Origin of the sequence: Pseudomonas sp. NPDC090592 (assembly GCF_044769185.1) — a bacterium.
Taxonomy (GTDB): Bacteria; Pseudomonadota; Gammaproteobacteria; order Pseudomonadales; family Pseudomonadaceae; genus Aquipseudomonas.
In genome coordinates this window covers 59969-74226 of the sequence record NZ_JBIVXJ010000017.1, presented here as the reverse complement: position 1 = coordinate 74226, position 14258 = coordinate 59969, and the positions used below count along the sequence as shown (strand labels likewise).

General features: G+C 64.3%; 11 protein-coding genes, 1 tRNA gene and 1 pseudogene. 8 read left to right on the top strand and 5 right to left on the bottom strand.

Translation table 11 applies throughout. The features are described from left to right. Positions 1–286: 286 nt before the first annotated feature. The gene (gene acnA, locus ACIQUI_RS16930) at positions 287–3028 is read right to left on the bottom strand and encodes an aconitate hydratase AcnA (RefSeq protein ID WP_403200585.1); all 2742 of its coding nucleotides are present in this window, start codon (positions 3026–3028) and stop codon (positions 287–289) included. A gap of 224 nt (positions 3029–3252) precedes the next feature. On the opposite strand from acnA, the gene rlmM reads away from it, so the two are divergent. From rlmM to pdxB, 3 genes are all read left to right on the top strand, one after another. Then, entirely contained in the window at positions 3253–4317 is a 1065-nt protein-coding gene (rlmM, locus tag ACIQUI_RS16925; protein ID WP_403200582.1) for a 23S rRNA (cytidine(2498)-2'-O)-methyltransferase RlmM, read from the top strand. A 385-nt stretch (positions 4318–4702) separates the two neighbouring features. Continuing rightward, positions 4703–4945 (top strand): sulfurtransferase TusA, encoded by a 243-nt coding sequence (gene tusA, locus ACIQUI_RS16920; protein WP_016500764.1) that lies wholly within the window; start codon positions 4703–4705, stop codon positions 4943–4945. A 60-nt stretch (positions 4946–5005) separates the two neighbouring features. Continuing rightward, positions 5006–6148 carry a 4-phosphoerythronate dehydrogenase PdxB gene (pdxB, locus tag ACIQUI_RS16915; RefSeq protein ID WP_403200580.1) on the top strand — a complete coding sequence of 381 codons (1143 nt, stop codon included), beginning with the start codon at positions 5006–5008 and terminating at the stop codon, positions 6146–6148. A gap of 367 nt (positions 6149–6515) precedes the next feature. Here the strand turns inward: pdxB and ACIQUI_RS16910 are convergent, their stop codons facing one another. Continuing rightward, positions 6516–6689, bottom strand: a complete 174-nt coding sequence (locus ACIQUI_RS16910) for a PA1571 family protein (protein ID WP_403200577.1) — start codon at positions 6687–6689, stop codon at positions 6516–6518. 209 nt (positions 6690–6898) lie between these two features. On the opposite strand from ACIQUI_RS16910, the gene ACIQUI_RS16905 reads away from it, so the two are divergent. The 3 genes and pseudogenes from ACIQUI_RS16905 (at position 6899) to ACIQUI_RS16895 (ending at position 10469) form a co-directional block, all read left to right on the top strand. Continuing rightward, positions 6899–8662 carry an ABC transporter transmembrane domain-containing protein gene (locus ACIQUI_RS16905; RefSeq protein ID WP_403200574.1) on the top strand — a complete coding sequence of 588 codons (1764 nt, stop codon included), beginning with the start codon at positions 6899–6901 and terminating at the stop codon, positions 8660–8662. 130 nt (positions 8663–8792) lie between these two features. Further along, positions 8793–9584 (top strand): annotated as a pseudogene (locus ACIQUI_RS16900) (HAMP domain-containing protein); the annotation flags it as partial. A 117-nt stretch (positions 9585–9701) separates the two neighbouring features. Then, a complete protein-coding gene (locus tag ACIQUI_RS16895) occupies positions 9702–10469 on the top strand; it encodes a methyl-accepting chemotaxis protein (RefSeq protein ID WP_403200692.1) in 768 nt (255 codons plus the stop codon). A gap of 68 nt (positions 10470–10537) precedes the next feature. On the opposite strand, the gene ACIQUI_RS16890 is transcribed toward ACIQUI_RS16895, so the two are convergent. Further along, positions 10538–10614 (bottom strand) — tRNA-Pro (locus tag ACIQUI_RS16890). A gap of 80 nt (positions 10615–10694) precedes the next feature. After that, positions 10695–10916 (bottom strand): YgdI/YgdR family lipoprotein, encoded by a 222-nt coding sequence (locus tag ACIQUI_RS16885; protein ID WP_013971697.1) that lies wholly within the window; start codon positions 10914–10916, stop codon positions 10695–10697. 186 nt (positions 10917–11102) lie between these two features. On the opposite strand from ACIQUI_RS16885, the gene moaB reads away from it, so the two are divergent. Continuing rightward, positions 11103–11642, top strand: a complete 540-nt coding sequence (gene moaB / locus ACIQUI_RS16880; protein WP_403200572.1) for a molybdenum cofactor biosynthesis protein B — start codon at positions 11103–11105, stop codon at positions 11640–11642. Then, positions 11626–12852, top strand: a complete 1227-nt coding sequence (gene glp, locus ACIQUI_RS16875) for a gephyrin-like molybdotransferase Glp (protein WP_403200569.1) — start codon at positions 11626–11628, stop codon at positions 12850–12852. Before moaB ends, glp begins: the two co-directional genes overlap by 17 nt. On the opposite strand, the gene ACIQUI_RS16870 is transcribed toward glp, so the two are convergent. After that, entirely contained in the window at positions 12841–14088 is a 1248-nt protein-coding gene (locus ACIQUI_RS16870; RefSeq protein WP_403200567.1) for a glycosyltransferase family 4 protein, read from the bottom strand. The genes glp and ACIQUI_RS16870 overlap by 12 nt on opposite strands. Positions 14089–14258 lie beyond the last annotated feature (170 nt).

Here is a 14258-nt window from a genome sequence, read left to right as displayed (position 1 = left end):
AAGTGTTCGCCGTCAAGGCGATGGCGCCTGTGAGATCGAGCGCCGCCCGCGCGGCGCTTCGCAGCACAAGGCTGCTCCTACATTTGTTTCGGGCCAATTATTTCTGTGAGATGTGCGCGAACGCCTTGGCGCATCGCTCGATATCGTGTCCTACAAACAAAAAGGTCGCGCGCGCCTGCCACAGGCGATACTGGCCCGAAACAAATGTAGGAGCAGCCTTGTGCTGCGAAGCGCCGCGCGGGCGGCGCTCGATCTTACAGGCGCTGCTTATCTCCAGCCAGGCACCTCAGCCCGCAATCAACTGCCGCAACACATAATGCAGAATCCCCCCCGCCTTGAAGTACTCCACCTCATTCAACGTGTCGATCCGGCACAACACCTCGATCTGCTCCAGCCGCCCATCCTCGTGGGTGATGCGCAACGGCAGGCTCATGCCCGGGCGGATCTGCGCACCGTCCAGGCCCAGCACATCGATCCGCTCCTTGCCGGTCAGCCCCAGCTGCTTGCGGTCGTTGCCTGCCTTGAACTGCAGTGGCAGCACACCCATGCCCACCAGGTTGGAGCGGTGAATGCGCTCGAAGCTCTCTGCCAGCACCGCCTTGATACCCAGCAGGTTGGTGCCTTTGGCCGCCCAGTCGCGGCTTGAGCCGGTGCCGTATTCCTGGCCGGCGATGACCACCAGCGGTGTGCCTTCCTGCTGGTAGCGCATGGCCGCGTCGTAGATCGACAGCTTCTCGCCACTGGGCACGTGCAGGGTGTTGCCGCCTTCTTCACCGGCCAGCATTTCGTTGCGGATACGAATGTTGGCGAAGGTGCCGCGCATCATCACTTCATGGTTGCCGCGCCGCGAGCCGTAGGAGTTGAAATCACGTGGCTCTACACCTTGCTCACGCAGGTAGCGCCCGGCCGGGCTGTCGGCCTTGATGTTGCCGGCCGGCGAGATATGGTCGGTGGTGACCGAGTCACCCAGCAGCGCCAGCACCCGCGCGCCCTGGATGTCGGCGATCCGTGGGGGTGGCCCGCCGATGCCGTCGAAGAACGGCGGGTGCTGGATGTAGGTAGAGTCAGCCTGCCACACGTAGGTGGCAGCCTGTGGCACCTCGATGGCTTGCCATTGCGCATCGCCAGCGAACACTTCGGCATATTCCTTGTGGAACATCGCTGTGTCGACCTTGGCCACCGCTGCGGCAATTTCCTGCTGGCTGGGCCAGATGTCGCGCAGGTACACCGGCTGGCCATCCTTGCCGGTGCCCAGCGGGTCGCGGGTCAGGTCCAGGCGTACGCTGCCGGCCAGGGCGTAGGCCACCACCAGCGGCGGCGAGGCCAGCCAGTTGGTCTTGACCAGTGGGTGCACGCGGCCTTCGAAGTTGCGGTTGCCCGACAGCACCGAGGCCACGGTGAGGTCGGCGCTGCCGATGGCTTTTTCGATCGCTTCATCCAGCGGGCCGGAGTTGCCGATGCAGGTGGTGCAACCATAGCCGACCAGGTCGAAACCCAACTGGTCGAGGTAGGGGGTGAGCCCGGCTGCCTTGAAGTAGTCGGTAACCACTTTGGAACCTGGCGCCAGCGAGCTCTTGACCCAGGGTTTGCGTTGCAGGCCTTTTTCCAGGGCCTTTTTCGCCACCAGCCCGGCGGCCATCATCACACTGGGGTTGGAGGTGTTGGTGCATGAGGTGATTGCGGCAATCACCACGGCGCCATCGCGCAGGGTGTGGGTCTGGCCTGCATGGCTGTAGTCGATCTCGCCCGCCTGGTCGGCGTTGCCCACCGCTACGCCGCCGCCACCCTCGCTTTCCAGGCGGCCGACTTCCTTGGCCAGCGGCTTGGGCTGCAGTTCGATGAAATGGTCGAAAGCCTGGCTGACCTGGCCCAGCGCTACGCGGTCTTGCGGCCGTTTGGGCCCGGCCAGGCTGGCCTCGACCTCGTGCATGTCCAGCGCCAGGCTGTCGCTGAACAGCGGCTCCTGGCCTGGCAGGCGCCACAGGCCCTGGGCCTTGCAGTACTGCTCGACCAGTTGCACGGCCGCTTCGGGGCGGCCCGACAGGCGCAGGTAGTCCAGGGTGACCTGGTCTACCGGGAAGAAGCCGCAGGTGGCGCCATATTCCGGTGCCATGTTGGCGATGGTCGCACGGTCAGCCAGGGGCAACTCGGCCAGGCCATCGCCATGGAACTCGACGAATTTGCCGACCACGCCTTTCTTGCGCAGCATTTGCGTAACCGTCAGCACCAGGTCGGTGGCGGTGATGCCTTCGCGCAGCTTGCCGGTCAGTTTGAAACCGATCACTTCCGGGATCAGCATCGACACGGGTTGGCCGAGCATGGCCGCCTCTGCCTCGATGCCACCGACACCCCAGCCGAGCACGCCCAGGCCATTGATCATGGTGGTGTGCGAGTCGGTACCCACCAGGGTGTCGGGGTAGGCATAAGTGCGGCCATCCGCTTCACTGGTCCACACCGTGCGGCCCAGGTATTCCAGGTTGACCTGGTGGCAGATGCCGGTGCCCGGTGGCACCACGCGGAAGTTGTCGAAGGCGCTCTGGCCCCAGCGCAAGAAGGCATAGCGTTCGCCATTGCGCTGCATTTCGATATCGACGTTCTCGCCGAAGGCCTGCGCCGTGCCGTAATGGTCGACCATTACCGAGTGGTCGATCACCAGGTCCACCGGTGACAGCGGGTTGATACGTTGTGGGTCGCCGCCGGCCTTGGCCATGGCCGCGCGCATGGCGGCCAGGTCGACCACGGCTGGCACGCCGGTAAAGTCCTGCATCAGCACCCGCGCCGGGCGGTACTGGATCTCGCGGTCGGAGCGCCGCTCGCCCAGCCACTGGGCAATGGCGCGCAGGTCGTCGCCAGTGACGGTATGACCGTCTTCCCAGCGCAGCAGGTTTTCCAGCAGCACCTTCAGCGACATGGGCAGGCGTTGCAGGTCGCCCAGCTGCCGGGCGGCCTCGGTGAGGCTGAAGTAGTGATAGGTCTGGTCGCCGACCTGGAGGGACTTGAGGGTGTTCAGGCTATCGAGCGAGGGCATTGCCAACTCCTTCTGCGCCGGTGCCCGGCAACTACTCAAGGTTTGCCGGTGTCACCGCTCTGTATCGATCCGCACGGTACGGACCTGGCTGAGTGGTCAGGTTAGACCGCTTTGCGGCCCCTGACCCTTTTCTGGACCGGCGGGGCGTGTCGCTGGTTCCGATCTTCCTTTATCATCGCGGCCCTGCCGGCGCCTGTTGCGCGCCAGCCGTAGTGGAGTGAGAGATGAATACCCTGTTCATGCATTGCCGGCCCGGTTTCGAGGGCGAGGTGTGCGCCGAAATCAGCGAACATGCAGCCCGCCTGGGCATCGCCGGCTATGCCAAAGGCAAACCACAAAGTGCCAGCGCTGAATTTGTCAGTACCGAAGACGGCGGTGCCGAGCGGTTGATGGGGGCGTTGCGCTTCAACGAGCTGATTTTCCCTCGGCAGTGGGCCCGTGGCGGTTATGTCGAGCTGCCCGAGACCGACCGCATCAGTGTGCTGTTGGCGCAACTGGCCGAGTTGCCGGTGTTCGGCAGCCTGTGGCTGGAAGTGCTGGACAGCAACGAAGGCAAGGAGCTGTCCACCTTCTGCCGCAAGTTCGAAGTACCGCTACGCAAGGCCCTGGAAAAAGCCGGCCGCCTGGTCGAAGACGCCAGCCGCCCACGCCTGCTGCTCACGTTCATCAGCGGCCGACGGGTGTTTGTCGGCGTTGCTCCGGCCAATAACAGCGCGTTGTGGCCCATGGGCATCCCGCGGCTGAAGTTCCCGCGAGAGGCGCCCAGCCGCTCGACCCTCAAGCTGGAAGAGGCCTGGCACCAGTTCATCCCGCGTGAGCAGTGGGAGCAGCGTTTGGGCGACGACATGACCGGTGTCGACCTGGGCGCCTCGCCGGGTGGCTGGACCTACCAGCTGGTTCGTCGCGGCATGCTGGTGACAGCCATCGACAACGGGCCGATGGCCGAAAGCCTGATGGACACCGGCCTCGTCCAGCATCTGATGGCTGATGGTTTCACCTGGCAGCCAAAGCAGCCGGTGGACTGGATGGTGTGCGACATTGTCGAGAAGCCGGCGCGTACCGCCTCGCTGATCGAAACCTGGCTGGGCGAGGGGTTGTGCCGCGAGGCGGTGGTCAACCTGAAGTTGCCGATGAAGCAGCGCTATGCCGAAGTACGCCGGTTGCTCGACCGCATGGATGCGACCTTCAAGGCACGCAAGATCAGGGTGTCGATTGCCTGCAAGCAGCTTTATCACGACCGAGAGGAAGTGACTTGCCACCTGCGCCGGTTGGACTCGAAGCCTCGGTGAGGGCTAGGGGTGCATGGCTTGGGTTGGGTGTTTGCATTGAGATCGAGCGCCGCCCGCGCGGCGCTTCGCGGGGCAAGCCCGCTCCCACATTTGTTGCAACGTGCCAAACCTGTCAGGCCATGGTTGCCAGCCTTTGTTGCCTTGACGCAATTTCTTGGCTGGCGCTAGTGCCGCCTTATCCGCCTTCAGTCTGGCACCAAGGCTGACAACGCCTCTTCCACAGGCATGGCCACGTTGCAACAAATGTGGGAGCGGGCTTGCCCCGCGAAGCGCCGCGCGGGCGGCGCTCGATCTCAATGCAAACACCGACCTCAAGGCATGCACCTGAAACCCTTGGTCAACTAGACGCTATGCGCGACAATGACGATCATTTGCGGAGCCCTCCATGACCGATTTCACCCCCGACGCCATCCTCGACGCCACCGGCCTGAACTGCCCGGAACCGGTAATGATGCTGCATCAGCACGTGCGTGACCTGGCCGCTGGTGGCCTGCTCAAAGTCATCGCCACCGACCCGTCGACCCGCCGCGACATCCCCAAGTTCTGCAACTTTCTCGGCCACGAACTGCTGCAACAGCAGGAAGACGCCGGCACCTTCCTGTACTGGATTCGCAAAAAAGCCGACTGAAGCGCTCTGGAACACACCCCGCGTTGCGCCTACACTGCGTTCCCCAGACAGGAGAGCGCCATGCTGATAGTTGCCGACGAGAATATCCCGCTGCTCGATGCCTTCTTCCAGGGTTTCGGTGAAATCCGCCGTTATCCGGGCCGAAGCCTCGATGCCGCCAGCGTCAAGGACGCCGATATCCTGCTGGTGCGTTCGGTAACCAAAGTCGACCGCCAATTGCTCGAAGGCAGCCGTGTACGCTTTGTCGGCACCTGCACCATCGGCACCGATCACCTCGACCTGGATTACTTTGCCGAGGCCGGCATCCGCTGGAGCAGCGCGCCGGGCTGCAATGCCCGCGGCGTGGTCGACTATGTGCTGGGCAGCCTGCTGACCCTGGCCGAACTGGATGGCGTGGCACTGCCCGAGCGCGTGTACGGTGTAGTAGGTGCGGGCGAAGTGGGTGGCCGCCTGGTGCGGGTGCTGCATGGCCTGGGCTGGAAGGTGCTGGTGTGCGACCCGCTGCGCCAGGCCGCCGAAGGTGGCGACTACGCCAGCCTTGAGACGATTTTGCAGCAATGCGATGTGATCAGCCTGCACACCCCGTTGCAGCGTGGTGGCGAGCACCCGACCTGGCACCTGCTGGGCCCGGCGCAGTTGGCTCGGTTGCGCCCGGGCGCCTGGCTGGTCAACGCCAGCCGCGGCCCGGTGGTGGACAACGCTGCCCTGCGTGAGCTGCTGCTGGACCGTGAAGACGTGCATGCGGTACTGGACGTATGGGAGGGCGAGCCGCAGGTCGACCTGCAACTGGCCGACCTGTGCACCCTGGCCTCGCCGCACATTGCCGGTTACAGCCTTGACGGTCGCCAGCGCGGAACGGCGCAGATCTATCAAGCGCTGTGCCGCTTCCTCGGCGTGGACGAGCAGGTGCAGCTGGCCGACTTGCTGCCCCGGCCCCCGCTGGCGCAGGTTGAGCTGGACGCCAGCACCGACCCGGCATGGGCATTGGCGACCCTGTGCCGCGCCGTGTATGACCCGCGTCGCGACGATGCCGATTTCCGCCGCAGCCTGAGCGACGACCCGCAGCAGCAGCGGGCGGCGTTCGACCAGTTGCGCAAGCAGTACCCGCCTCGGCGCGAGATCGAAGGGCTGGCAGTGCGCTTGCGTGGCGAGTCGCCGCAGTTGGCGCAACTGGTCAGCGCCCTGGGTGCGGAGTTGGTCTGATTGCAGGTTGAAAACGGTGCCGGCCTCTTCGCGGGTAAACCCGCTCCCACACAGGGATCGCGCAGCCCTTCAGAGCGGTGTGAACCTGTGGGAGATTGCCCAGCCCATTGGGCTGCGCTGTCGCGCAGAGAACTGATGCCGAGCTCACCGCCTACCCTGTGGGAGCGGGCGTGCCCGCGAAGAGTCCAACGCGGTGCATGGCACCGGCTGCGCCGGTGTTCGCGGGCACGCCCGCTCCCACAGGGTCCCTGCTAAATCAGTAAGTGATACGCAGTTCTATGAGCGGGTTTACCCGCGAAGTGGCCGGCACAGGATTCAGGCCAATAAAAACCCGGCGCCAGGGCCGGGTTGGAAAAAAATTCGCCGATCAACCTTTGCGAACGCGCTCGCCCCGGCTTTCTTCCAGGGCCTTGCAGGCCTGCTGGATCATTTGCTCGGTGATTGGCACTTCGCGCCCTTGGGCGTCGATGATCGAGCCGCACACCTTCGGTTGCGGGGTGGTCTTGGGCTTCTGGTTGTCGCTGCCATGCTGCAAGCTCATTCGGTGTCTCCTCATCAGGTTCTGGCCCAGGATAGCCCTGAGCCGTGACTGGCCTGTGACTGTTTGCGTATCACGCTGGAAACAGTCCAACAGAAACGCTGTGAAAGCTCCATAGTCTGGTTAGACCGATAGGCTATAGCAACCGGTACGCGTTCCCCGGGCCCGGATGAGTGGTAGTCTGCGGCTTCCCTGCCATTGTGGTCGTCGCTATGCCCGAATCGGTTTCCCCAGGCCAACGCCGCGCCTTGCGCCTGGCCTGGCAGTTCATCCGCCCCTATCGCCGGCAAGTGCTGCTGGCCTTGCTGGCGCTGGTGGTCACCGCCGCCATCACCCTGTCCATGGGCCAAGGCATTCGCCTGCTGGTAGATCAGGGCTTCATGACCCGCTCCGCACATCAGCTCAACCAGACCATCGGGCTGTTCCTGCTGCTGGTGCTGGCCCTGGCGGTGGGCACATTCAGCCGTTTCTACCTGGTGTCTTGGATTGGCGAGCGATGTGTAGCGGATATCCGCCGTGCTGTCTTTGACCATCTGATTGGCCTGCACCCTGGCTTTTTCGAGGACAACCGCAGCTCCGAGATCCAGTCGCGGCTCACCGCCGACACCACGCTGCTGCAATCGGTCATCGGCTCGTCCCTGTCGATGTTCTTGCGCAACGCGCTGATGGTGATCGGTGGCGTGGTGCTGCTGTTCATCACCAACCCCAAGCTCACCAGCATCGTGGTGGTGGCCCTGCTGTTGGTGCTGGCGCCCATCCTGCTGTTCGGGCGCCGGGTACGCAGCCTGTCACGGCAGAGCCAGGACCGGGTGGCCGATGTGGGCAGCTACGTGGCCGAAACCTTGGGGCAGATCAAGACGGTACAGGCCTACAACCATCAGGCGCATGACCGCGAACTGTTCGCCGGCACGGTCGAGGCCGCATTTACCGTGGCCCGCAAGCGGATTGCCCAGCGTGCCTGGCTGATCACCCTGGTGATCGTGCTGGTGTTGGGGGCGGTCGGGGTGATGCTGTGGGTGGGCGGCATGGATGTGATCGCCGGGCGGATTTCCGCAGGCGAGCTGGCGGCTTTCGTGTTCTACAGCCTGATCGTCGGCAGTGCCTTCGGTACCCTCAGCGAGGTCATCGGCGAGTTGCAACGTGCAGCGGGCGCGGCCGAGCGGATTGCCGAACTGTTGGCGGCGCACAGTGCCATCCTGCCACCGGCCGTGGCGCAGGTGTTGCCGCAGCAGCGGGCCAGCGGGCGTATCGAATTGCAGCAGGTGGTGTTCGCCTACCCGTCACGGCCCACGGTGGCGGCCATCGACGGCCTGAGCCTGGCCATCGAGCCCGGGCAAACCGTGGCCCTGGTAGGCCACTCGGGGGCAGGCAAGTCGACCCTGTTCGATTTGTTGCTGCGCTTTTACGACCCTCAGCAAGGGCGCATCCTGCTTGATGGCCAACCACTTACCGAACTCGACCCTGACCTGCTGCGCCGCCATTTCGCCCTGGCCGCGCAAAACCCAGCCCTGTTCCGTGGCACGGTGGAGGCCAACATCCGTTATGGCCGGCCCGACGCGACCATGGCGCAGGTCGAAGCTGCTGCCCGCGGTGCGCATGCCGACGAATTTATCCGGCAGCTGCCACAAGGCTACCAGACGCTGCTTGGAGAGGGCGGCATTGGCCTTTCCGGCGGCCAGCGCCAACGCCTGGCAATTGCCCGTGCGTTGCTGGTGGATGCGCCAATCCTGTTGCTGGACGAGGCCACCAGCGCCCTCGACGCGCAAAGCGAGCACTTGATCCAGCAGGCGCTGCCCAGCCTGATGGCCGGGCGAACCACGCTGGTGATCGCCCATCGCCTGGCCACGGTGCAGCATGCCGAGCGCATCGCGGTCATCGACAAGGGCCGAGTGGTGGCGGTGGGCACCCATCGCCAACTGATCGAAGAAAGCCCGTTGTACGCGCGGCTGGCCGCCTTGCAGTTCACGACGGGGTAGCGTGTCGTGGCTTTGTAACAATTTTGTAGTAATTGCCTGAGAGTATCTGCCTCAACTGTTGCGTAAGTGCTCGGCCTGGCTGCCATTGCTTGATGGCAGCTTTTTTTTGGCCTGCCAACAAGGACATGGAATGTCTTACCTGGTGTTGCGGATGCGCGCCATTCCTTTCCTTCCGGTTTCGAGATCCACCATGTTGCGTAAATCCCTCAGAGTGCAAATTCTCTCGCTGCTCGGCGGCAGCCTGGCGGCGATGTTGCTGATCGCCCTGGTGTGTTTCCAGTTCCTGTCGTCCAGCGTGCGCGGCTACGCCGAGCTGGTCGACGGTCCGCTGCGGGCCTCGCAATTGATCGACGAAGCCAACCTGCAGTTCAAGATCCAGGTGCAGGAATGGAAGAACGTGCTGCTGCGTGGACGCCAGCCGGCAGACATGGACAAGTACTGGCAGCAGTTCCAGGACCGCGAACGGCAGGTGCAAGCGCTGCTCGGGCAGCTGATCGACAGCAGCGACGCAAGGCTGAAGGTGCCGTTGCAGCAACTGCGTGACAGCCACCGGCAGTTGGGCCAGGCCTATGCACAGGGTCGCCAGGCCTTCCTTGCGGCAGGTGGTGACCCGGTAGCCGGTGACCTGGCGGTGAAGGGCGTGGACCGTGCTGCCAGCGAGCAAATGAGTGAACTGGTCGAGCAACTGCGTGCCGATGCCCGGCAGCGCGCGGCCAGTATCAACGCCAGCGCCGAGCGCACGGTATGGCTGGGCCTGCTGGTGATGCTGGCCTCGGCGGTGCTGGTGGGGCTGCTTAGCCTGTGGCTGGTCAACCGCAGCCTGATCGAGCCGATCCGTCAACTGATCGAGTATGTCGCGCAGCTTAGCCAAGGCCGTTTTGCCGCCCGGGTGGACAGCCGCCGTGAGGACGAACTGGGGCGCCTGGCGCGCGCCGCCAATACCCTGCGGGACTTCCTTGCCGACACCGTTGGCCGGCTGCAGGACAACGCCCAGGAGCTGGAAGGTGCCAGCGGTCAGTTGCGCAACATCGCCGGCGACATGGCCCGCGGTACCCACGACCAGTTCCAGCGTACCGACCAGGTGGCCACGGCCATGCACGAGATGTCTGCCACCGCCCAGGAAGTCGCCCGCCACGCTGCCGAGGCTGCGCGTGCAGCTGACGACGCCGACCAGAGTGCCCAGGCAGGTGAGCAGGTGATGCAGCAGACCATCGATATCATTGGCGTGGTCAACCGCGAAATTGCTGGCACGGCAGCGGTCATTCGCGACCTGGAACATGACAGCACGCGGATCGGCAAGGTGCTGGAAGTGATCCGCGGTATCGCCGAACAGACCAACCTGCTGGCGCTCAACGCTGCCATTGAGGCAGCCCGCGCCGGTGAGGCCGGGCGTGGCTTTGCGGTGGTGGCTGATGAAGTACGCAGCCTGGCCCAGCGCACTGCAGCGTCGATTGCCGAGATCCACCAGATCATCGAAGCCGTGCAGTCGGGCGCGGTCGAGGCGGTCAAGGCCATCGAGAGCGGCCAGCAACGCAGTGAAGAGGGTGCCGAACAGGTGCAGCAGGCTGGGCAGATGCTGCAGCGCATCACCTTGGCGGTGGAAGCGATCCGCGACATGAACCGGCAGATCGCCACCGCGGCTGAAGAGCAGACCAGCGTGGCCGAGGATATCTCGCGCAACCTGATCGAAATCACCCGCATTGCCACCGCCAACCAGGAGGCCGTGCAGCATACCGAGCAGGCCGGGCAGCGCCTGCATGGCTTGTCGGGGCAGCTTGGCGAAGTGACCTCGCGCCTGAGCGCCTGACGGTTTTCAGGCACAAGAACCCGGCACAACAAAAAGCCCGCGCAAGGCGGGCTTTGTTGAAGAGGACCTGGTCGGAGAGACAGGATTCGAACCTGCGGCCTTCTCGTCCCGAACGAGACGCGCTACCTGGCTGCGCTACACTCCGATGAACAAAATCCTACTGCATCCCGTTTTTGCGTACAAGCCCTTGTTGTTTAAAGGGCCTTTGCCTGAACGGGGCCTATTTCAAAGCTCTTTCACGGTGCGGATCTGGTCTTTGTTCAGGCGCGTGCGCTTGCCATCCAGTTGCTCGAATTCGTAGAAACCGGAGTCTTCATCGTACTTAGGTGTGTCGGTGGCCTGGATCTCGCGACCATCGTTCAGTGTGATGACAGTGGGCGATGCGCAGCCGGCGAGGGCGCCCAGGCCCAGGGCAAGCAGGAAGGCGGGTAAGGTCCGTTGAATCATCGTGTTTCTCCAGTGCGATGGTGCTAGATGACTTTATGACGCAAGGCGTCCATGCAAGTTCCTTCTACACTGCAGCATAGCCTCAAGGCCAGGGTATTGATCAAGGGCATGGTCCATGCTGCCACGCTGCGCAGGGCATGCGCTGTGATATAACTGCGCCATTCCCTCTCCCAGTGACGGACCCCCATGAAAGCCAAGGCTGATACCCCCTTCGTGCCGCTGAACATCGCCGTGCTCACGGTCAGCGACACCCGAACCTTCGACACAGACACATCCGGGCAGCTGTTCGTCGACCGCCTGGGTGCGGCCGGCCATCGCCTGGCCGAGCGTGTGCTGCTGAAGGATGACCTGTACAAGATCCGCGCGCAGGTTGCTACCTGGATTGCCAGTGACAGTGTACAAGTGGTGCTGATTACCGGCGGTACCGGCTTTACCGGCCGCGACAGCACGCCCGAGGCCGTTGCCTGCCTGCTGGACAAGCAGGTCGAGGGCTTTGGTGAACTGTTCCGGCAGATTTCCGTGGCCGACATTGGCACCTCCACCGTGCAGTCGCGTGCCTTGGCCGGGCTGGCCAACGGCACCCTCGTATGCTGCCTGCCGGGTTCGACCAACGCGGTGCGCACGGGCTGGGATGGCATCCTTGCCGAGCAGCTGGATGCCCGCCATCGGCCGTGCAACTTCGTGCCGCACCTGAAGCAGGCAGCGGCCTGTGCCAGCCGTGGTTGAGGCCAGCCATGCACGGCCACTGATGCCGGTGGAACAAGCCCTGGAGCAACTGCTGGCGCTGGCCGAGGCGGCACCAGTGCGCGATACCGAGAACCTGCCGTTGGCCGAGGCCGAGGGGCGGGTGCTGGCCACCGACCTGGTGGCCTCGCTCGACCTGCCGCCCTGGCCGAACAGTGCCATGGACGGCTATGCCTTGCGCCTGGCCGACTGGCAGGGCCAGCCACTGCCGGTCAGCCAGCGTATTTTTGCCGGCCATGCGCCACAGCCGCTGCAGCCGGGCACCTGCGCGCGGATCTTTACCGGTGCACCCGTGCCGGAAGGTGCCGACTGCGTCGAGATGCAAGAGAACACCGAAGTGCTCGACGATGGGCGGGTCCGCTTTCTCGAAGCGTTGCAAACCCAGCAGAACATTCGCCCCCAAGGCCAGGAAACCCGCAAGGGCGAGCAGGTGATGAGCGCCGGCACCCGGCTGGGGCCGATCGAGCTGGGCCTGGCTGCAACCCTGGGTCACGGCCGCCTGGACGTGATACGCAAGGTGCGGGTGGCGGTGCTTTCCACGGGTGATGAACTGGTCGAACCCGGCCTGCCGCTGGGCCCCGGGCAAATCTACAACAGCAATCGTCGGCTGCTGGTCAGCTGGTTGCAACGGCTGGGCTGCGACGTGGTTGATGCAGGCATCCTGCCGGATGACCTGGCCCGTACCCGTGCTTGCCTGGCCTCGTTGGGCGATGTTGACCTGATCCTGTCTACCGGTGGCGTCTCGGTGGGGGAGGCCGACTACCTCGGGGCTGCCCTGCGCGAAGCTGGCGAGCTGGCGTTGTGGAAGCTGGCGATCAAGCCGGGCAAGCCACTCACCTTCGGCCACTTCCAGGGCGTGCCGGTGATCGGCCTACCAGGCAACCCGGCCTCGACCCTGGTCACCTTCGGCCTGCTGACCCGGCCCTACCTGTTGCGTCGCCAGGGCGTGACCGATGTCACGCCGCTGCAGTTCGACATGCAAGCGGGCTTCGACTGGCCCAAAGCCGGCACGCGGCGTGAATACCTGCGTGCTCGTATCGAGCAGGGCCAGGTGCGCATCTACAAGAACCAGAGCTCCGGCGTGCTGCGTAGCGCAGCCTGGGCGGAAGGGTTGGTGGAGGTGCGTGAGGGGCGCACGCTGAAGCAGGGCGACAGCGTGCCGTTCATTCCCTTCAGCGAGCTACTTGGCTGAGCGGCCCAGCCAGGCATTGCCCAGCGGCGCAGCCTCGGCTGGCGCTACCTGGGCCAGGCGCATGTGCACGTTCTCCAACTGCTGGGCCGCCACGCTCCAGTCGTGGCGTTGCCGGGCGAACTGCCGCCCGGCATCGCTCAACTGGCTCATGCGCCACGGCTGGTTGAGCAGTTGGGTGATCAGCAGTGCCAGTTGGTCGCCGTCATCGCTGCCCAGGTAATGCTCACCGTTGTTTGCTGCCAGGCCCGATACACCTTTGCCGGTGGTAATGACCGGCAGGCCTGCGGCCATGGCCTCCAGGATTTTTACCTTGGAGCCGCCGGCATAGCGCAACGGTGCGAAGAACAGTGCCGAACGCTTCTGCAGTTCACGCAGGTCGGGGCGATAGCCGAACCATTCGATGCGCGGGTCGTTCCAGTGCAGTTTCCAGCTGGCCGGCAGCGCATGCCCTGCAATGGCCAGGCGTACCGCCGGGTTGCTCATCCATACCTGCGGCATGATGTCTTCCAGGGCCCACTCGATGGCCTCCAGGTTGGCGCCATACTCGAAGTTACCGACAAACAGCAGACGCTGGCTGTGCAGCGCCGGTTGCACGTGCTGGTAGAAATCACAATCCACACCATTGACCACCACGTTCACCGGGCGCCCGCTGATTTGTGTGATCAGCTCGGCATCGTGGGCGCTGACCGCTACCAGTTCGGTGGGCTGGCGTAGCACGCGGTTTTCCCAGCGCCGGTAGCGCCAGCGGTCAAAGGCGTTGAGTGGGCGCAGCCACAGGGGCAGGCGGTCGTGGCAGGCGCCGCCCATCACCGACTCAAGGGTGTGCTCGCTGAGCATGTACGGCAGCCCATGGGCCTGCAGGGCTTTTTCGAAGGGCTGGAAGCTGTAGCTGTGCTCGATCTGGATCACATCCCAGGGTTCGTCCAGCAATTGCTCGAAGCGGTGCCGCAGGCAAGGGGACAGGCCGTTGATGATCGCCCGCATGGGGTAGTCGATGATCGGCGAGGCCAGCAGGTTCAGCGGGCTGTGCAGTGGCCGACGGGGTAGCACGATCAGCCGTTCGAGTAGCGGCTCCAGGGCTTCACGGGCCGTATCGCAGAGGGGAACTTTCGACTGCACCAGCAGGGTGATGCGGTGGCCCTGCTGTGCCAGCGCACGCATCAGGTGGTATTGCCGGGTCTTGCTGCCGCTGGTGGTCGGCCAGGGCAGGTAGGGCAGTGTCCAGAGAATGCGCATGACCCGGAACCCTCAATAAAGGCTGCAGATAGCAAGACGCGCCCGTTGGCAGCAAGGCGTAGCCGCTGTCGGGGCGCGTCCATGGCAGGGTTGAATTCGGCCCGGCACCAGAAGTCAAAAGGCTGACCTTTGTGGAGCAAATGTGTGCCCGGGTCAAAAACTCGTCAAAA

What these genes read in the sequence shown, in the direction of transcription:
- rlmM (WP_403200582.1), top strand. Translation starts at nt 3,253, where the DNA reads ATGAATACCCTGTTCATGCATTGCCGGCCCGGTTTCGAGGGCGAGGTG.
- ACIQUI_RS16905 (WP_403200574.1), top strand. Translation starts at nt 6,899, where the DNA reads ATGCCCGAATCGGTTTCCCCAGGCCAACGCCGCGCCTTGCGCCTGGCC.
- ACIQUI_RS16885 (WP_013971697.1), bottom strand. Translation starts at nt 10,916, where the DNA reads ATGATTCAACGGACCTTACCCGCCTTCCTGCTTGCCCTGGGCCTGGGC.
- ACIQUI_RS16910 (WP_403200577.1), bottom strand. Translation starts at nt 6,689, where the DNA reads ATGAGCTTGCAGCATGGCAGCGACAACCAGAAGCCCAAGACCACCCCG.
- tusA (WP_016500764.1), top strand. Translation starts at nt 4,703, where the DNA reads ATGACCGATTTCACCCCCGACGCCATCCTCGACGCCACCGGCCTGAAC.
- pdxB (WP_403200580.1), top strand. Translation starts at nt 5,006, where the DNA reads ATGCTGATAGTTGCCGACGAGAATATCCCGCTGCTCGATGCCTTCTTC.
- moaB (WP_403200572.1), top strand. Translation starts at nt 11,103, where the DNA reads ATGAAAGCCAAGGCTGATACCCCCTTCGTGCCGCTGAACATCGCCGTG.
- ACIQUI_RS16870 (WP_403200567.1), bottom strand. Translation starts at nt 14,088, where the DNA reads ATGCGCATTCTCTGGACACTGCCCTACCTGCCCTGGCCGACCACCAGC.
- acnA (WP_403200585.1), bottom strand. Translation starts at nt 3,028, where the DNA reads ATGCCCTCGCTCGATAGCCTGAACACCCTCAAGTCCCTCCAGGTCGGC.
- ACIQUI_RS16895 (WP_403200692.1), top strand. Translation starts at nt 9,702, where the DNA reads ATGGCCCGCGGTACCCACGACCAGTTCCAGCGTACCGACCAGGTGGCC.